General features: G+C 64.7%; 14 protein-coding genes. 12 read left to right on the forward strand and 2 right to left on the reverse strand.

Translation table 11 applies throughout. The annotated features are described in order from the left end of the window. The first annotated feature begins 419 nt into the window (after window positions 1-419). Entirely contained in the window at window positions 420-2,213 is a 1,794-nt protein-coding gene (gene ggt / locus AC07PA_RS10645) for a gamma-glutamyltransferase (protein ID WP_494605160.1), read from the forward strand. A gap of 128 nt (window positions 2,214-2,341) precedes the next feature. Here the strand turns inward: ggt and AC07PA_RS10650 are convergent, their stop codons facing one another. Together AC07PA_RS10650 and AC07PA_RS10655 are read right to left on the reverse strand one after the other, a co-directional pair. After that, window positions 2,342-3,382: a DKNYY domain-containing protein gene (locus AC07PA_RS10650; RefSeq protein WP_494605162.1), complete on the reverse strand. Its 1,041-nt coding sequence runs from the start codon at window positions 3,380-3,382 to the stop codon at window positions 2,342-2,344. Window positions 3,383-3,740: 358 nt separating this feature from the next. Beyond that, window positions 3,741-5,723, reverse strand: a complete 1,983-nt coding sequence (locus AC07PA_RS10655) for an ATP-binding protein (RefSeq protein ID WP_494605164.1) — start codon at window positions 5,721-5,723, stop codon at window positions 3,741-3,743. A gap of 327 nt (window positions 5,724-6,050) precedes the next feature. Here AC07PA_RS10655 and AC07PA_RS10660 point away from each other — a divergent pair, with 327 nt between their 5' ends. The 11 genes from AC07PA_RS10660 to AC07PA_RS10710 all read left to right on the forward strand — a co-directional run bounded on the left by AC07PA_RS10660 (window position 6,051) and on the right by AC07PA_RS10710 (window position 18,311). Continuing rightward, a complete protein-coding gene (locus AC07PA_RS10660; protein WP_494605166.1) occupies window positions 6,051-7,376 on the forward strand; it encodes a C4-dicarboxylate transporter DctA in 1,326 nt (441 codons plus the stop codon). Then, window positions 7,373-8,077 carry a GntR family transcriptional regulator gene (locus AC07PA_RS10665; protein ID WP_494605168.1) on the forward strand — a complete coding sequence of 235 codons (705 nt, stop codon included), beginning with the start codon at window positions 7,373-7,375 and terminating at the stop codon, window positions 8,075-8,077. Before AC07PA_RS10660 ends, AC07PA_RS10665 begins: the two co-directional genes overlap by 4 nt. 218 nt (window positions 8,078-8,295) lie before the next feature. Further along, window positions 8,296-9,786, forward strand: coding sequence for an NCS1 family nucleobase:cation symporter-1 (locus tag AC07PA_RS10670; RefSeq protein WP_494605170.1), 1,491 nt, complete (start codon window positions 8,296-8,298; stop codon window positions 9,784-9,786). A gap of 30 nt (window positions 9,787-9,816) precedes the next feature. Continuing rightward, window positions 9,817-10,593, forward strand: a complete 777-nt coding sequence (locus AC07PA_RS10675) for an aspartate/glutamate racemase family protein (protein WP_494605172.1) — start codon at window positions 9,817-9,819, stop codon at window positions 10,591-10,593. A 46-nt stretch (window positions 10,594-10,639) separates the two neighbouring features. Continuing rightward, a complete protein-coding gene (locus AC07PA_RS10680) occupies window positions 10,640-11,407 on the forward strand; it encodes a GntR family transcriptional regulator (RefSeq protein WP_145695193.1) in 768 nt (255 codons plus the stop codon). A 180-nt stretch (window positions 11,408-11,587) separates the two neighbouring features. After that, window positions 11,588-13,075: a nucleobase:cation symporter-2 family protein gene (locus AC07PA_RS10685; protein WP_494605174.1), complete on the forward strand. Its 1,488-nt coding sequence runs from the start codon at window positions 11,588-11,590 to the stop codon at window positions 13,073-13,075. A 239-nt stretch (window positions 13,076-13,314) separates the two neighbouring features. Continuing rightward, window positions 13,315-14,010 (forward strand): hypothetical protein, encoded by a 696-nt coding sequence (locus AC07PA_RS10690; RefSeq protein WP_494605176.1) that lies wholly within the window; start codon window positions 13,315-13,317, stop codon window positions 14,008-14,010. 13 nt (window positions 14,011-14,023) lie between these two features. Continuing rightward, window positions 14,024-15,739, forward strand: a complete 1,716-nt coding sequence (locus AC07PA_RS10695; RefSeq protein ID WP_494605178.1) for a phosphate ABC transporter substrate-binding/OmpA family protein — start codon at window positions 14,024-14,026, stop codon at window positions 15,737-15,739. Between the two features lie 10 nt (window positions 15,740-15,749). Then, a complete protein-coding gene (locus tag AC07PA_RS10700) occupies window positions 15,750-16,553 on the forward strand; it encodes an ABC transporter permease (protein ID WP_007861919.1) in 804 nt (267 codons plus the stop codon). 34 nt (window positions 16,554-16,587) lie between these two features. Further along, complete coding sequence (locus tag AC07PA_RS10705; RefSeq protein WP_007861921.1) at window positions 16,588-17,424, forward strand: ABC transporter ATP-binding protein; 837 nt, start codon at window positions 16,588-16,590, stop codon at window positions 17,422-17,424. Next, window positions 17,421-18,311 (forward strand): hypothetical protein, encoded by an 891-nt coding sequence (locus tag AC07PA_RS10710; RefSeq protein ID WP_494605180.1) that lies wholly within the window; start codon window positions 17,421-17,423, stop codon window positions 18,309-18,311. Before AC07PA_RS10705 ends, AC07PA_RS10710 begins: the two co-directional genes overlap by 4 nt.

Here is an 18,311-nt window from a genome sequence, read left to right on the forward strand (position 1 = left end):
GCCCCGTAGCCGCCCCGCCCCCTCAGGCGGTAGACCGGTGGCGAACGTCCATCCCTTGGTGGACGGCCTTGATGGCAAGGCGCCACGCCCCGTGGCACCATCAGATTGCACCCCCGTGGACCTTTTTTCCGGTCCGCAACACCCCTAGAGTCATGGGCCTGCAGCCACTCGTCCTGCCCTTCAGGACTGCGCAGCCATGACCTCTTCATCCCCGACCGATTTCACCCGACCAGCAACCGGCGGGAGCGCCTGCCGGCGGGGGATGACGCGCACGCATGGGGCGCATACCCAATCGGCATGACCCGGTGATTACGCGCAGCCCGGGCCACCCCTACACTTAACCTGGGCCCCTTTCGCGTGCCGATTCGCGGGCCTGACTTCCAAAATCCTACAAAGCAATAACCAAGGAGCACCTACCAATGAGCATCCGCCACACCTTGCTGGCCAGCAGCGTCGCACTGGCCCTGGCCAGCCTGACCGCCTGCGGCAGCACCCCGACGGCCGTAACTGCCGTCCCGGCATCCGCGCCGGCAGTACAGCAGACGGCAGCGGCCCAGGCCGCCAGCGCCGCCTATGACTTCGACATGGACGTGTTCCACCCCGTGGTGGCGCGCAACGGCATGGTCGCCACCGAACAGGAACTGGCCTCGCAGATCGGCCTCGACATCCTGAAGGCCGGCGGCAACGCGGTGGACGCGGCCGTGGGCATCGGCTTTGCGCTGGCCGTGGCCCTGCCCAATGCGGGCAACCTGGGCGGCGGCGGCTTCATGATGGTGCACGACGCCAAGACCGGCAAGAGCGTGGCCCTGGACTTCCGCGAAGTGGCGCCCATCAAGGCCACGCGCGACATGTACCTGGACGACAAGGGCAACGTGGTGGACGGCAAGTCGCTGTTCACCCACTACGCCGTGGGCGTGCCCGGCACCGTGGCCGGCATGGAGCATGCGCTCAAGACCTGGGGCACCCTGCCCCTGGCGCGCGTGATCGCCCCGGCCATCGAACTGGCGGACCGGGGCTTCCCCGTGAGCGAAACGCTCGCCAAGATTTTGCAGCAGGAAAAGAAGAACATGGGCAAGTGGCCCGCCACCCAGGCCATCTTCTGGAAGAACGGCGAGCCCCTGAAGGTGGGTGACCCGCTGGTGCAGAAAGACTTGGCCCAGTCCATGCGCCTGATCGGCCAGCAAGGCGCCAAGGCGTTTTACGAAGGCGAGATCGCCCAGAAGATCGCCGCCGAAATGGCACCGCATGCCGGCGCCCTCAGCCTGCAGGACCTGCGCGAGTACAAGGTGGCCGAGCGCGTGCCCACGCGCGGCACCTACCGCGGCTATGAGATCGTGACCATGCCGCCACCCTCTTCCGGCGGCCCGCACCTGGTGCAGATTTTGAACATGCTGGAGCCCCTGCCCCTGGCCCAGTGGGGCCCCAACAGCGCCCAGACCATCCACTACATGGCCGAGAGCATGAAGCTGGCCTACGCCGACCGCGCCGAGTACCTGGGCGACCCGGACTTCGTGAAGATCCCGCTCAAGGGCCTGACCTCCAAGCGCTACGCCGAGTCGCTGGCCAAGGGCATCGACGGCAACACCGCACGCACGGGCAAGAGCATCAAGCCCGGCCAGCCCCAGCCTTATGAGAGCGACCAGACCACCCACTACTCGGTGGTGGACAAGGCCGGCAACGCCGTGGCCGTGACCTACACGCTGAACACCAACTTCGGCAGCGGCATCGTCGCCAAGGGCACGGGCATCTTGCTCAACAACGAGATGGACGACTTCTCGGCCAAGCCCGGCGTGGCCAATGCCTACGGCCTGGTCGGCGGCGACGCCAATGCGGTTGCCGCCAAGAAGCGCCCCCTGTCGTCCATGACGCCCACCCTGGTGCTCAAGGACGGCAAGCCCACCCTGGTGACCGGCAGCCCCGGCGGCGCGCGCATCATCACCACGGTGCTGCAGACGGTGGTGAACACGATTGACTTCGGCATGAACCCCGCCGAAGCCGCCGCCGCACCGCGCGTGCACCACCAGTGGACGCCCGATGAGCTGCGCGTGGAAAAGGGCCTGTCGCCCGACACCCTGGCGCTGCTCAAGCAGCGCGGCCACAACATCGCTGTGAAGCCATCGATGGGCCGCACGCAGACGATCCAGCTGCGGGGTGGCGCGCTGTACGGGTACTCGGATCCGCGCAATCCGGATGGGAAGACGTTGGGGTATTGATCGACTCTCGGCCCGCATGGCGGGCTGTCCCAAGATGACGAAGGCCGCGCCTCTTACGAGGCGCGGCCTTTTTGTTCTAGCCGAAGAAGCCATGCCCAGCGTGCCAAGTTACTTTATGCCAACACCGCTCACGGCTTGCACCGCTCGATTCCTGGCTTCAGCCCTTCGCGCCGTGCGCACACCATGGTATTTCCTCGGTAGTAGTAGTTCTTATCCCGGGCCATTTCAAGCGCCGTCGCCTCAAACGTCGCAACGTCAGCGTCTTTTATGAGGACGTCCTGGTGATACACGCCGTTCTTATCCTTCGTGTACCACGACTGCATTTCTGCGGTGAACGTCTCAGGATCTCTGTTAAGGCGATCGTATCGTTTGTAAACCGCATTTCCGTCTGTTGAGTACAGCCCCTGATGCTTAAACTGGCGCGCGGTTCTTGGGTTCATGCCGGGAATTTCGCGGCCCATCAAGTACACAGCTCGCTTGTCCCTGTAGAAGTAGTCGCCGATGCTTTCAAAGGTATCCGGGTCAGCGCCGTGAATCACCTTCGATCTAAGGAAGACCTTGGTTTGATCACGCCATAATTCGTTCGATGGAATCAAGGCAAGCACTGTCGCAGGATCGGCATCGATCTCCTCCCCCTGTGCATCGTAGACAGCTGCACTGGTTCGATAGATCCGAGGGAGCCCTGGTGGGCTCTCCAAATTTGCGCCCTTCAACCGCCGGTCTTGGTAGAACACAGCGACACCGTCTGTGGCCAAAGTGCCCACTTTTTTGAAATCGGACACACGTTCTGATATCCGCGCCGTCTTTCCATAGACTGCGTTTTCATCCGCAGCGTACCCATCTCCGAGGATTCGAAAGCCTTTGCGTTGAGCCCCCTCAATCAATTCCCCGCGGTAAAAGACACGATGGCCGTCGCTTGCGTAGTCGTTGATAAAAGTTGAGCAGGGGCCGGCTCCGTACCCTGGCGGATGAACCAGTTGCAATGAACTGCTATCGAAGTTCTCAACGCGCCTTTTGATAGCGGGCGGGTACGCTGAGAACACCACGGCTCCATCTTTGACCACATAGTCTGACCGATACTCTAAGCAGGACAGTGCCAGCGCCCAGGAAGGCAGGAGAGCGACTGCCAGCACCACACCGGTGTGCAGCCGACCAAAACCAATAGACATGAATCGCCCTCACGTTATTTGAATGGAAGACAAGAATTTCAATCCCGTGCTCTCAGTGCGACTCGCTGTCCTTAATCTGCAACAGCCATGCGAGCCGCGCCGAACCTTATACCGCGACGTAGCAGCGAACCGACGTGGGGGGATTCCCATATGCCGGGGCAACTGCAGCGGAATCTATGGCTTCGAGGACATATCTTGTGGCAATTTCTTGCCCAGATAACCCATCAATAAACTGGTCACTTGACTGACCTCGACAGAGTGGATGAATACAGCGCATGACCCTCACCCCAGCTCTTCGGCTGCATACGACTCATGTACCTACCAATAGCTACTTACCTGTTTTGCGCTGAATGGCACATCAAGTTTTGTTGGGTGAAATTGAACTCGCTTCGACTAGCGACAAGGGAGCTTGGGTCGCCGTCTGCATGACTCTTGCGGACAGATCCGCTCCCGACACATCCTCATATCGTGCCGGAATCCGCTCTTTCAGACGGAAGAGCCGTTGATGGGCAGTCCTTGTGAGCTGCCCGTAGGTGGTTGCCATCACCTTTCCGCGAAGAACGCTCTCGTCCTTGATCTCTTTTTCCCGGGCAGTCTTTGGCGCGATCTCGTAGCCGACGACAAAGGCTCTGAACATGGGCGTGCCGTCCAACGCGCCGCTGCCCAGAAAGTCTTGAATATAGCCATCGGCTTGGTTCATCTCTTCGCGCCCAATAGCCGACTTGCCCTTTTTGAGCTCGATGATCAGCACGTCTTGGATGCGCATCAAGTTAGAGTTAGCCGAGTCAAATGCCTCGGTGCCGACCACAGAGCAAGTCGCATCGGCCAGCGACACGATATCGGGCCGCTGCCTAGCGTTGGCGAAAGCAGTGGTGGAGACGCGTTTGCCGAAAATTTTCGCCGTTGCCGTCCTCAGGCTCACATTGGAGGCGTATTCGCTGCTGTCGAACTCGGGGCCAAAGAGCCACCGGGCCTGAGTGACCAGCGGATGCAGGGTGTGCAACTCGTCGGTCGCGGGGTCGCCACATAGCTTCTCAATAGCCGTTACTACGGCAAGACGGTGGTCGATCTCGTCGAGTACCGAGAGCGCGTCCCGAACCGTCCATTGGCTGAGCAAGCGGTCGAGCCCTTCGATGTCGGAGTCGTCGAGCTTGGTAAGTTTCTCAAGCAGACCCGCACCGCCCCTAGACTTCTCCAAATTTATCAAGGCTTGAACGGCTGCAGACAGCGTGTCCGGGTGGACCGTCGGATTGGCTTTGACGAGATCGCGCGCAAAGCTGGCGACTTCAATGCGCCCGAGCTGCGAGAGTCCCTTGAACCCCTCGCGGTTGCGGACCAAAGCCTCCTCGGAACTCTCCTCCACCAAATCCGACGACAGTTTGCCAAACACCTGCTGCGCGTATTGGCGCACAGCCTCGAAAAGCACTTCGGTCTTCGGGCCGGCCTTGAAGCGTGCCCAATCGGGTTCGATCTCACTGGTCCAGCCATCGGCGGTCTTAACTACGATGGAGTAGCGCTTGGCAAAGCGCGCCCGGCCGTCGATCACGGCCTCCGAGCCGACCACCCAGCTCGGCGAGCCAACCAGCCTTCCATTCACCCAAAACGCGATTCCCTGATAGATTGTCGATTTGGCCGCCTTGGACGAATCAACCACAAAGGCCTCGGCTGCGGGACAGTCCGGAATGTTTAAGGGAGTCCGTTCGATTAGCCCCGACTGGTCGGCCAGTGAGACCGATTGACCGTTTACACGTACTACGAATTGTGGATCATGGAGAAACCGGGCCGACAGGATTTCTCGAATCCGGCCTTCGTCGGGGAGATGCCTCTCCACGGCAACTGTTAGCCGCGTCCCATGACCGGGCCGCAGGAACGTTGTCTCCTTCATGATCTTGAAGGGCGTCTCACTGCACTGGGTGCCGATCTCGAAGCCGGCTCCCTTCCCTTCGCGCCAAGTCTCGACATCGTAGTGGTCGCCAAAGCACAATAGGCCGTGCCTGCCGACACCGTTGCGACCATAGGCTTTGCGACGCCAGTCCGCTCGCTCCGGAGGAAATTCCACTTGCACGCCTTGGTGCTTGATCCGGTCATAGCCCAGCCGCATCCATCGGCCTTTGAATTGTGCGGCGCTCATGCCGTGTCCGTCGTCTTGAACCACCAAGGCTGTTTCCCTCACGCTCGGCACTGTGATGTCCACCAGTGACGCACCTGCATCCCATGCGTTAGCGACCAATTCTGTCAGCGCGACCTCAGGATCATGTGCGATACGCCCGAGCGTTCGGACAAGATAGTCCTCCTCGAAGAACGATCCTGTCGATGTGTCTGCCTTTTTGGTCCTGGCCATGCTCGATCTCCCTCGCATATGTCGATGTTGTCGAAAGCGCCCCAACCCGCGAGAAGTAGGCATCAGCATTCACGCAGCCGCATTTTGTCCTGCCACCTAATTTAACTGAATCACGCTCATGCTTTAGCCATCGGCATCTGTTATCGCGAAGTCCTGCTGCTCGTCATGTGCCCGCTCCATTTCGCGTGATCGCGGCATTGCGACTCTCCCATCGGGCCTATTTGAACAACCCCGCTACGGGCATACCCTCATGCACCCGCGCTCCAACTTGCTTACATTTCTTGTATGCAAGATTTGCTTTCAAGACACAACTGAAGGAGACGGGGCATGCCGCGGTTTTTCAAATCCCTCTTTGGCCAGGTGGTGCTGGCCCTCATAGCCGGTGTGGTGGTGGGCCTGGTGTGGCCCGATACCGCGGTGGCACTCAAGCCCCTGGGCGATGGCTTCATCAAGCTGATCAAGATGCTGATCCCGCTGATCGTGTTCTGCGTGGTGGTGCATGGCATCGCGGGCACGGGGGACCTCAAGCGCGTGGGCCGGGTGGGGGTGAAGTCGCTGATCTACTTCGAGCTGGTGACCACCGTGGCGCTGGTGCTGGGCCTGGTGCTGGCCTTTGTGTTCCAGCCCGGCGTGGGCATGAACGTTGACCCCAAGGCGCTGGACCCCAAGGCCATGGGCGCCTATGTGGAGAACGCGGGCAAGCTCACGGGGGGCGGGTTCACGGACTTTCTGCTCAAGCTGATCCCCAACACGGCGGTCAGCGCGTTTGCCAATGGCGACGTGCTGCAGGTGCTGCTGTTCTCCATCGTGTTCGGCTGTGCGCTGGCGATGCTGGGTGAGCGCGGGGCGCGGGTCACGGTGCTGATCGAGGACCTGTCGCACGTGCTGTTCAAGACCATGGGCATCATCATCAAGCTGGCGCCGCTGGGGGTGCTGGGCGCGATTGCCTTCACGGTGGGCAAGTACGGCATCGGCTCGCTTAAGCAGCTGGGCATGCTGGTGGTGCTGTTCTATGCGGCGGTGTTCATCTTCGTGGTGGTGGTGCTGGGCACCATCATGCGGGTGTCGGGCTTCAGCCTGTTCAAGCTGCTGCGCTACCTGCGCGAAGAATTGGCGGTGGTGTTTGCCACCACCTCGTCGGACAGCGTGCTGCCGCAGATCATGGCCAAGCTCAAGCACATGGGCATTCGCGATTCGACTGTGGGGCTGGTGATTCCCACGGGCTATTCGTTCAACCTCGACGCGTTTTCGATCTACATCACGTTGGCGGCGGTGTTCATTGCGCAGGCAACCAATACGCCGATCTCGATGGCCGACCTGCTGACCATCCTGGCGATCTCGCTGGTCACGTCCAAGGGCGCGCACGGGGTGCCGGGCTCGGCCATCGTGGTGCTGGCGGCCACGCTGCAGGCGATTCCGGCCATTCCGGCGATTGGCCTGGTGCTGGTGCTGTCGGTGGACTGGTTCATGGGCATTGCCCGCGCCCTGGGCAACCTGATCGGCAACTGCGTGGCCACGGTGGCGATTGCCGCGTGGGAGGGCGATATCGACCGCAGCCGCGCCCATGCGGTGCTGGACGGGCAGGATGTGGCGCCCATCGAGCCCGCCCCCGAGTTGGCAGCGGCCCGAGTCACGCCACAATCGGCTGCATGAGCACCACCCCGACCAGCAGCCAGACGCAGATCGCCCAGCAGGTGGTCGAATCCATCCTGGCCCAGAAGCTTGCGCCCGGCGAGCGCCTGGGCGAGCAGGAGCTGGCCGACCTGTTCGGCGTGAGCCGCACCCTGGTGCGCGAGGCGCTGATGCAGTTGCAGGCGCGCGGCTTCGTGGAGGTGCGCCCGCGCCGGGGCTGGTACGTGGTGGAGCCCACGGTGGAGGACGCACGCGACGCGTTCTCGGCCCGGCGCATCATCGAGTCGGGCATCTTGGCCGATGCGGGGCGGCCGCTGCAGTCGGTGACGCCGCGGCTGCGCGCCCACATTGCCGAGGAGCAGCAGGCCATCGAGGGGGCCGACGCGGCGACGCGCGCCTTTTTGCTGGCCGACTTTCATGTCTGCCTGGCCGAGAGCATGGGCCACCGCAGCCTGAGCGACATATTGCGCGACCTGACGGCGCGCACCACGCTGGCGGCCTCGCTCTACCAGTCGCGGCACGAGGCCAGCCAGTCGTGCGCCGAGCACGAGTCCATCGTCGAGGCGCTGGAAGCCGGCGACACCGCCCTGGCACGCGAGCGCCTGCTGGCCCACATCGGCCATGTGGAGGCGGCGCTGAACCCAGGCCAGCCGCTGGTGCGCGACCGGCTGCGCGATTCGCTGAGCCCGCTGTCGGGCACCCGCTCTGGCACTGACGGCTGAGCCGCCCTCCCTTTTCCCTTTCTCTCATTGCCGCCCCGGCCGCCAAGGCCCGGGCGGCTTTGTTTTGCGCGTGCCGCAGACACCCCGGGTAAACCCCAGTCATTTCCCGTTCGAGTGGTGTTTTATTGCATCCATTTTTTGTATACAAATATAGGGTGCAACTTTCAACCGGGCCGCAGATGCCCGGAACCCGTCCTTTTCCACACGAGGAGACACCCGTGAACACAGCCGTCAGCAGCAGTACCACCCCGTTGGCCGGAGGCACAGCGCCCGCCGGGCCGCACCATGGCAATGCCCTGATCAAGCCGGGCTACGACCCGCGCCTGACCAATGAGGACCTGGCGCCCCTGAAGCGCCAGACCTGGGGCCAATACAACATCTTTGCGTTCTGGATGTCCGACGTGCACAGCGTGGGCGGCTACATCACGGCGGGCAGCCTGTTCGCTTTAGGCCTGTCGAGCTGGCAGGTGCTGGTGGCGCTGCTGGTGGGCATCGTGATCGTGCAGTTCTTCTGCAACCTGGTGGCCAAGCCCAGCCAGGTGACGGGCACGCCCTACCCGGTGATCTGCCGGGCGTCGTTCGGGGTGCTGGGGGCCAATATCCCGGCCATCATCCGCGGGCTGATCGCGGTGGCGTGGTACGGCATACAGACCTACCTGGCGTCGGGCGCCTTTTTGCTGCTGGCGCTGCACTTCATTCCGAACCTGGCACCGTATGCCGATGTGGCGCAACATGGCTTTGCCGGCCTGTCCACGCTGGGCTGGGTGGCGTTCATGGTGATGTGGGTGCTGCAGGCGCTGGTGTTCTGGCACGGCATGGAGGCGATCCGCAAGTTCATCGACTGGGCCGGTCCTGCCGTGTACGTGGTGATGGCCGTGCTGTGCGGCTGGCTGGTGTGGAAGGCGGGCTGGAAGAACATCGACCTGAACCTGGGCGGCGTCAAGTTCCAGGGCTGGGATGCACTGCCGGTGATGCTGTCGGCGATTGCGCTGGTGGTGAGCTATTTCAGCGGGCCCATGCTGAACTTTGGCGACTTCTCGCGCTACGGCAAGAGCTTCGACGCGGTGAAGAAAGGCAACTTCTGGGGCCTGCCGGTGAACTTCGTGTTCTTCTCGCTGCTGACGGTGGTGACCACGGCGGCCACGCTGCCGGTGTTCGGCGAGCTGATCACCGACCCGGTGCACACCGTGAGCAAGATCGACAGCACCACGGCCGTGGTGCTGGGCGCGCTGACCTTCATGATCGCCACGGTGGGCATCAACATCGTGGCCAACTTCGTGTCGCCCGCGTTCGACTTTTCCAACGTGGCACCGCAGCACATCAGCTGGCGCACGGGCGGCATGATCGCTGCGGTGGGCTCGATCTTCATCACGCCCTGGAACCTGTATGCCAACCCCGAGGTGATCCACTACACGCTGGACGTGCTGGGCTCGTTCATCGGGCCGCTGGTCGGCATCCTCATCGCCGACTACTACATCGTGCGCCGCCAGCAGGTGGATGTGGATGCGCTCTACACCATGAGCAAGCACGGCGCCTACTGGTACAGCAAGGGCTACAACCCGCGCGCGATCTGGACGCTGATCCCCTCCGCCCTGGTGCCCATCCTGTGCGTGATGGTGCCCGTGCTGCGGCCGGCCGCCAACTACGCCTGGTTCATCGGCATGGGGCTGGGCTTCGTCATCTACCTGGTGCTGAACCGCAAGAACTGAACTGAATGCAAGAAAGAGAGAGCTGAAGCCGTGCGCATCAAGATCATCAACCCCAACACCACCTGGAGCATGACCGAGAAGATCGGGGCCTGCGCGCGCGCCGTGGCGCGGCCGGGCACCGAGGTGGTAGCGGTGAGCCCCGCCATGGGCCCGGCCTCCATCGAGAGCCACTACGACGAGGCACTGGCCGTGCCCGGCCTGCTGCAGGAGATTGCAGCTGGCGAGCGCGACGGGGTGGACGGCTATGTGATCGCCTGCTTTGGCGACCCAGGCCTGAAACCCGCGCGCGAGCTGGCGCGCGGCCCGGTGGTGGGCATTGCCGAGGCGGCCATGCACATGGCCAGCATGGTGGGCGCACGCTTTTCGGTGGTGACCACGCTGGGCCGCACCATGGGCCAGGCCTGGCACCTGGCCGAGATCTACGGCATGCAGCGCTTCTGCGCCAACGTGCGCGCCTGCGAGCTGCCGGTGCTGGAGCTGGAGGTGCCCGGATCGAACGCGCGCGAGCGCATCACCGACGAGTGCCGCCGCGCCCTGGCCGAGGACGGCTGCGACACCCTGGTGCTGGGCTGCGCGGGCATGGCGGACCTGTGCGAGCACATTTCGCAAGCCCTGGGCGTGCCGGTGATCGACGGGGTGGCGGCCGCCACGTCGATGGTCGAATCGCTGGTGCTGCTGGGCCTGCGTACAAGCAAGCATGACGAGCTGGCGCGGCCGCTGCCCAAGGCCATGGCCGGGGCGCTGGCCGGCTTTGCGCTGCCGCCCGTGGCGGTGGTGCCGCCGGCGCGCATATCCCGCGCGGCTTGAGGCGTCAAACAGGGGGCCGGCACGAATCGGGCCACAATCGGACCCCATGCCCCGCGCCCGCACGAGCCCCCAAGCCCTTCCCGCCGACCTGGCGCCTGCTGCCGACCCCGCACCCGAGGCGGCAGCGGCGGACGGACGCCTGGCCTCCACCGAAAGCATTGCCCAGGACCTGGCCACGGCCATCGTCGAAAAGCGCCTGCCGCCGGGCACCTGGCTGCGCGAGGAGGCGCTGGGCCGCGTCTACACCGTGAGCCGCACCAAGATCCGCGCGGCGCTGGTGATGCTGTCCAAGGACAAGCTGATCGAGATCATCCCCGACAAGGGCGCCTTCGTGAGCCGGCCCAGCGTGCAGGAGGCGCGCGAGGTGTTCAGCGTGCGCCGCGTGCTGGAGGCCGAGGTGGTGCGCCTGTTCATCGCCAGCGCCACGCCGGCCGACTACCAGATGCTGGAGCAGCACATCCGCTTCGAGCGGGCGGCGCTGCGCGAGAGCACGACCACGGGCCGGGTGCGTGAAAAGCTGCTGGGCGACTTCCACGTGGTGCTGGCCGAGGCGGCCGGCAACCAGACCCTGGCCCAGCTGGTGCGCGACCTGGTGGCGCGCAGCTCGCTGATCGCCATGCTGTACGACTCGTCGAACGACCCGCACTGCTCGTCGGAGGAGCATGCGGACTTCCTGGCGCTGTGCAAGACCGGCGACGTGGCCGCAGCCGTGGCGAGCATGACGGAGCACCTGCAGCGCATCGAGGCCAACCTGGCGCTGGATACGGGGCGGCCGGACCGGCAGCTCGACCTGGTCAAGGCCTTGCTGGCCTGACCTTCCGCGCGCAGCCGCCGACTGCGCGCCCCCTCCTTCCAAAACGCTCCCTAGGGTTTACCGGGATAAGGTTGTCGCCATGTTGTGTATACACTTTTTGTATGGATGGTTGTACACGCTATGGCGTGGGCCGTCCGCATTCCAACGACCTCAGACAGACCCACCCGAAGGAGTTTTGCCATGCAACCGTCCGTGCACCCTGTGGATGAACAACTGCCCATAGCGCGCCTGGGGGCGCTGGGCTTGCAGCATGTGCTGGTGATGTATGCGGGGGCCGTGGCGGTGCCGCTGATCGTGGGCCGGGCCCTCAACCTCACCCCCGACCAGGTGGCCAAGCTGATCTCTGCCGATCTGTTCGTCTGCGGCCTGGTCACGCTGATCCAGGCGCTGGGGGCCACACGCTGGTTCGGCATTCAGCTGCCGGTGATGATGGGGGTGACGTTCGCCTCGGTGGCGCCCATGGTGTCCATGGCGCAGAGCACCAGCGGCACGGCGGGCGCGGGGTTGATCTTCGGCTCGGTGATCGGGGCGGGGGTGATATCGATCCTGATCGCGCCCATGGTCAGCCGCATGCTGCGCTTCTTTCCGCCGGTGGTCACGGGCACCATCATCGCGGTCATCGGCATCAGCCTGATGCGCGTGGGCATCAACTGGATCTTCGGCAACCCAGTGGGCCCCACGGCGCCCAACGTGGTGAACCCCGATCACATCAAATGGCTGACCGAAGCGCAATCGGCCGCCGGCGCGCCCGGCTCGTCGCTGCCACCCGTGCCCAAGGGCTTTGCGGTGGTGCCCACGGTGCCCAACCCACGCTATGCGGACCTGACGGGCGTGGGCATCTCGGCCCTGGTGCTGGTGTCCATCCTGCTGATCGCCAAGTTCGCCAAGGGCTTCGTCGCCAATATCTCGGTGCTGCTGGGCATTGTGATCGGCGGCGTGGTGGCGGCCGCCATGGGGCTGATGACGTTCGACAAGGTGGGCAAGGCCGACTGGTTCGACCTGGTGCTGCCGTTCGAGATCGCACTGCCGGTGTTCGACCCCATCCTGATTCTGACGATGACGCTGGTGATGATCGTGGTGATGATCGAGTCGACCGGCATGTTCCTGGCCCTCGGGGACATGACGGACCGCAAGATCGAGCAGGACGACCTGACCCGCGGCCTGCGCACCGATGGCCTGGGCACGCTGCTGGGCGGCATTTTCAACACCTTTCCGTACACCAGCTTCTCGCAGAACGTGGGCCTGGTGGCGGTGACGGGCGTGAAGAGCCGCTTTGTCTGCGTGGCCGGCGGCGTGATCCTGATCGTGCTGGGCGTGCTGCCCAAGATGGCGGCGCTGGTGGAATCGCTGCCTACCATGGTGCTGGGCGGCGCGGGGCTGGTGATGTTCGGCATGGTGGCGGCCACGGGCATCCGCATCCTGGGCGGGGTGGATTTCCGCAACAACCGCTTCAACGGCATGATCGTGGCGGTCTCCATCGGCGTGGGCATGATCCCGCTGATCGCCCCGAGCTTCCGCCAGTGGATGCCGCATGCCATCCACCCGCTGATCGAGTCGGGCATCCTGCTGGCCTCGATCACGGCGGTGGCGCTGAATGTGTTCTTCAACGGTGCCAGCAAGGACACCAGCGCTGCCGTGAACGCAGCGCGCCAGGCCGAAGCCCACTGATCACCCGGCCCGCTCATATCCAACAGGCCCCCGGCTGACCGCCGGGGGCTTTTTTGCGTGGGCGGGACGCTGGCGCAAAAAGTCCATGCGGCACCGATGGAAAAGCGCGTACCTCCCGCGGGGGCCGTTTCTCCTCTGGCGCACGGCCCCCAGGCGCCCCTGGTGTGCGCAACTTGCACCGGTGCAAGCTAACGTACCGTGCAGTACGCTACATTGATTGCTCCGTTGCAAGGAATCCCATGCGCACGAAATTCAGCAAGATGTTGGCGGCCACCGGACTCGTGACACTCGACCCGGATGAGCAGGCCCGGGACGACCCACCGCCAGAAACCTATTCGGAACCCGAGCCGGAGCCGGAACCCTCGCCTGCGCCCGCCGCAGTACCACAGCCCGTGCTCGCGCCCGAGCAGAGCGTGGTGGCGGAACAAAAGGACTTTGCCGACCTGTACCGCGAGGCCAATGTGCCCGTGGTGGCCTATACCGCCGAGAAGCTGCTCAAGCTGATGGCGGGGCTGGAAAGCATGCCCATGGAGGTGCGCAAGCAGGCCGTGCGCGCCATGGACGAGGCCGATGAGAGCTGGACGGTGGACGATTCCGTGCTGGACGCGCAACGCAAGGTGAAGGCGCTGGCCGTCGCCAAGCAGAAAATCGCCCAGCAAGTGGCTTCCGCGCTGCAAAATGCGGACCGGGAGATCGCGGCCATCCAGGCCGAGGAGCAGGACAAGAGCGCCCAGGTGCGCAAGCAGATTGCCGAGCTGACGGCGCTGCTGGACCGCGGCGTGGCACGTGCCGCGCAGCAGACGGCCGACGTGCGTGCGGCCGCCAGAACGAACCAGGAGGCGGGGGACAGGGAATCGGCCCGGCTGGATGCGGAAATGAACCGCCTCGGCCAGGTCGTCATCACGTTCGCCGGTGGTTCACCGATTCAAAAATAACAGGAGTAGAGCAATGCAACTGACTGGTCTGGGCAAGGCGCTGATCGCGGTCATCGTCGTGGGGGCTGCCGGTTCCGTTCTGTGGAACATGGGCGGCAAGATGTGGGTGCAGGACAAGCTGGGCAAGACGGAGGCCTCGCACGAGGTTGCCAACCAAAGCAGCGGGTCGGCGCCTGCCGTGGCGGCCGGCAGCAGCGGCAATGCGCCTGCGGCATCGCCTGCGGTGGCCGCGCCCAAGGGCGGCGCGCTGGGCTCGCCCGGCAACCCGCTCAAGGTCAGCATCGTGAGCTTTCACGGCTATGCGCCGGCCCTGGTGGCCAATGGCAACAGCCTGAAGACGCAGCCGGGCTCGATCTTCCAGAAGGCGGGGGTGAACGTGGAGTTCATCATCCAGGACGACATCCCCACGCTGACGACCATCTTTGAGAGCAACACGGCGCAGTGCGCGTGGCGCACCTCGGACTTCTGGGCGCAGGAGCAGCCCAACCTGATCAACACCAAGCTCGATGGCCGCGCCATCATGATCGTGGACAACACCCAGGGCGCCGACGCGGTGATCGCGCGCGACCCGGATATCAAGCGCATCGAGGACCTGGTGGGCAAGAAGGTGGCGCTGCTCAAGTACACACCCTCGCACGGCCTGTTTATCAACGCCATCAACAACTCCAGCCTGAGCGCCAAGCAAAAGGCCAACGTGCTCGACCGCGTGGTCTACATCAACGCCGACGAGGGCACGCCCGGCGTGCGCGCGGCGTTTGCCGCAGGCAGCGTGGACGCGGCCGTGCTGTGGGACCCGGACCTGTCGCTGGCCGTCAAGGCCACGCCCGGCGCGCGCGTGGTGTACTCCACCAAGGTGGCAACCAACCTGATCTATGACGTGATGGTCTGCAATCAGAAGCTGCTGCAGGACCCGGCCAACCAGCCGGCCTTCCAGGGCTTCGTCAAGGGCTGGATGGATGGCGTGACCGCCGCCCGCGCCAACCCCGCGGGTGCTGCCGAGGCGCTGGTGCGCACCGAGCCCTTCTTCGACCAACTGGCCAAGAAGGAAGGCATGCCCTTCATCTCGAGCCTGTTCTCCAACCTGGTGTGGACGGGCCTGGACGACAACGCCCGCATCCTGGGCCTGGCGGGCGACACCAACCACTATGAGCGCGTGTACCGCGAGTTCGACGCGATCTACCGCGCCGCTGGCTCGCTGGCCAACCCGAACTCGCCCGTGGTCTCGCCGCAGAACTCGTTCGACTACCGCTTCATCAACGCGCTGCTCAAGGACAACCAGGCCGCGCGCGCTGCCGCCGCCAAGCCCGAGTTCACCTTCGACACGGCCGGCATGCAAAAGGCCGAAGCCCGCCCCGCCGCGCTGACCAAGCCGGTGAGCGTGAACTTCCCCGTGGGCCAGGCCGAGCTGACCAAGAAGGCGCAGGAGGTGATCGACACCCAGGTGGTGCCCTTCATCAACAGCAATGGCTCGGCCTACTTCGAGATCTCGGGCAACACCGACTCGACCGGCAGCGCGCAAGCCAACCAGCGCCTGTCCAAGGCGCGGGCCGATGCGGTGACCAAGTACGTGGTCACGCAGTGGGAGATTCCGGCCGCGCGCTTCAAGGTGGTGGGCAATGGCTCGAACAACCCGATCTGCAATGAAGGCAACCCCGGCGCGCTGGAGGTGGACCTGGATACCTGCCGCCAGATGAACCGCGCCACCCGCATCGCCGTGCTGGCACGCTGAGGGGCCGGCGATGGCCCAATTCTGGAACCCCAGCCATCCGATCTCGCCCCAGACCCAGCGCATGCTGGGCGTGGGCGCCGTGGTGGTGGTGCTGGTGGCCTGGGCGCTGGTGAGCGCCTCGGGCCTGGTCAACTCGAACCGGCTGCCTGCACCGTGGGAGGTGGCCATGGCCTTCTCGCGCCTGGCCTGGGACCCGGTGCGCCAGGAGAGCCTGCTCTTGACCTCGGTGCTGTGGTCCGGCGGGCGGCTGGTGGTGGCCGGCATTCTGGTGATCCTGATCGGCCTGCCCATCGGCATCCTGATGGGGGCCTCGCCGCGCATCAACGCCACGCTGTCGCCGCTGATCGACCCGTTCCGCTCGGCGCCCATCGTGGCGCTCCTGCCCATCATGGTGATGTGGTTCGGCATTGGCGAGGAGATGAAGATCGTCTTCCTGTTCTCGGGTGCGGTGGTCTACCTGATCCCCCTGGTGCGCGATGCGATCCGCTCGGTGCCGCAGTCGTACTGGATCAGCGCGCGCGACCTGGGCGCCACGCCGTGGGAGTGCATCCGGCGCGCGGTGATCCCGATGGCCATGCCGCGCATCGTGGACGGCATCATCATCGCCATCTCGGTGATGTGGACCTACATCACCGTGGCCGAGTACGTGAACGCCAAGGAGGGCCTGGGCCAGCTGATCCAGAACGCGCGCCGCTTCTCGGCCATGGACCAGGTGTTCGCGGGCATCATCACCATCATCGCGCTGGCGCTGATCACGCACCGCGTGATGACCTGGGCCAAACGCAAGATGTTCCCGTGGGAAAGCACGGTGTGAACGCCCTGAGAACCCCGACAACAACAAGCCAAGCATGACATCGAGCACTGTGAGCATTTCCATCCAGATGACCGGCATCGTGCAGGAGTACCCTGCCGCCAACGGCCGGGGCGTGCTGCGCGTGATCGACGGCATCGACCTGCACCTGGAGAACCCGAGCATCAACATGCTGCTGGGCCCCTCGGGCTGCGGCAAGTCCACGCTGATGCGCATGATGGGCGGGGTGCGCCCGTTCAACGTGAAGACGCCGACCATCGGCCGGGTAGCGATCGATGGCAAGGAATGCCTGGACCAGCACGACGATGCGGTGACGGTGTTCCAGCAGTACGCCAACCGCCCCGACCTGACGGTGTGGGACAACGTGGCCTTTCCGTTCACGCTCAAGCTCTGGAAGGGGCGCATCAGCCAGGCCGAGATCAAGGAGCGCGTGGACACCATCCTCGCCGCCGTGGGCCTGGCCGACAAGAAGGCCATGCGCCCGGCGCAGCTCTCGGGCGGGCAGAACCAGCGCGTGGCGCTTGCGCGCGCCCTGGTGCTGCGCCCGCGCATTTTGCTGATGGACGAGCCCTTCGGCGCGCTCGACCCGCAGACGCGCGAGGAGATGCAGCGCCTGCTGCTGTCACTGTGCAAGGCCAACCCCTGCCTGGTGGTGTTCGTCACGCACGACGTGAGCGAGGCCCTGGCCCTGGGCGACCGGGTGATCGTGCTGTCGCCCCAACCGGCGAAGATTGCCGATGACTTCGTGATCCATGCCGAGCACCCGCGCTCGGAGGCCTGGGCGCGCTCGACCGAGACCCTGCGCATGCAGGACCGCATCCTCACGTCGCTGCGCGACGCCAAGGGCCATGGCCAAATCACGCTGAGCGTATGAAATTCGCCCCGGGCGAACGGGAAGAGCCCCCCTATATCCAGGAGTTCCTGACCGGCAAGTGGAACGTCACGGCCTCGCTGGGCGCGGCGGCGCTGGCGGTGCTGGCCTCCTTTCCCTACGGGCTGCCGGGCTTCATCTTCGTGGGCACGGCCTATGCGGCCGTGGAGGGGCTGGCCCTGCTGTACGTGCCGGGGATGTCCACCTTCCGCTACGCGGTGCGCCGCAAGTACGCGGCGATGCGCTACCAGGCGCAGGTGGACAGCCTGCTCAAGGAACTGGGCGACCGCAATGAGTGCGACCCCAGCTCCAAGCGCATGCGCGTGTACCTGCAGACGCTGGACCGCATCGACGCACTGGAGCGCATGGTCAAGGCCCGCACCTGCGCGCTGAGCGTGGAGGACATCGACCGCCTCAAGGACGTGACGCGCGACTACCTGGCGCGCTGGCTGGCCATCGTGAGCGCCAACGAGCGCCAGAGCCAGCTGAGCAAGCGGGAGATTGCCGACCGCCTGCGCAGCGTGGAGGACCAACTGGCCGCCACCACCGACGAGCGCGAGCGCCGCCAGCTGCTGCAGGCGAAGAAGGACTACCAGCGCCTGCTGGAGAGCAGCAGCCGCCTGGGCAGCCGCATGTTCGCCATCGAGGCGGCCATGGTGTCCATGCCGGACATCATCGAAGAGGTGTTCCAGCAGGCCGTCTCGATGCCCATGGCCAGCGATGCCTCGGCCCGGCTGCGCGAGAGCGTGGACCGCCTGGCCATCGAAGAGAACCTGGAAGCCGACATCAGCGAGGAGCTGGACACCATTGGCGTCCACGTTCCGAGCCCCGCTGCAGCGAAAGCCAGCGCATCCCCCGCTCCGCGCCCCGTAGCGCAAGCCATGAAATGA

The sequence above is a fragment of the Acidovorax sp. GW821-FHT09B03 genome (genome assembly GCF_059418305.1).

What these genes read in the sequence shown, in the direction of transcription:
- ggt (WP_494605160.1), top strand. Translation starts at nt 420, where the DNA reads ATGAGCATCCGCCACACCTTGCTGGCCAGCAGCGTCGCACTGGCCCTG.
- AC07PA_RS10650 (WP_494605162.1), bottom strand. Translation starts at nt 3,382, where the DNA reads ATGTCTATTGGTTTTGGTCGGCTGCACACCGGTGTGGTGCTGGCAGTC.
- AC07PA_RS10655 (WP_494605164.1), bottom strand. Translation starts at nt 5,723, where the DNA reads ATGGCCAGGACCAAAAAGGCAGACACATCGACAGGATCGTTCTTCGAG.
- AC07PA_RS10660 (WP_494605166.1), top strand. Translation starts at nt 6,051, where the DNA reads ATGCCGCGGTTTTTCAAATCCCTCTTTGGCCAGGTGGTGCTGGCCCTC.
- AC07PA_RS10665 (WP_494605168.1), top strand. Translation starts at nt 7,373, where the DNA reads ATGAGCACCACCCCGACCAGCAGCCAGACGCAGATCGCCCAGCAGGTG.
- AC07PA_RS10680 (WP_145695193.1), top strand. Translation starts at nt 10,640, where the DNA reads ATGCCCCGCGCCCGCACGAGCCCCCAAGCCCTTCCCGCCGACCTGGCG.
- AC07PA_RS10685 (WP_494605174.1), top strand. Translation starts at nt 11,588, where the DNA reads ATGCAACCGTCCGTGCACCCTGTGGATGAACAACTGCCCATAGCGCGC.
- AC07PA_RS10690 (WP_494605176.1), top strand. Translation starts at nt 13,315, where the DNA reads ATGCGCACGAAATTCAGCAAGATGTTGGCGGCCACCGGACTCGTGACA.
- AC07PA_RS10695 (WP_494605178.1), top strand. Translation starts at nt 14,024, where the DNA reads ATGCAACTGACTGGTCTGGGCAAGGCGCTGATCGCGGTCATCGTCGTG.
- AC07PA_RS10700 (WP_007861919.1), top strand. Translation starts at nt 15,750, where the DNA reads ATGGCCCAATTCTGGAACCCCAGCCATCCGATCTCGCCCCAGACCCAG.
- AC07PA_RS10705 (WP_007861921.1), top strand. Translation starts at nt 16,588, where the DNA reads ATGACATCGAGCACTGTGAGCATTTCCATCCAGATGACCGGCATCGTG.
- AC07PA_RS10710 (WP_494605180.1), top strand. Translation starts at nt 17,421, where the DNA reads ATGAAATTCGCCCCGGGCGAACGGGAAGAGCCCCCCTATATCCAGGAG.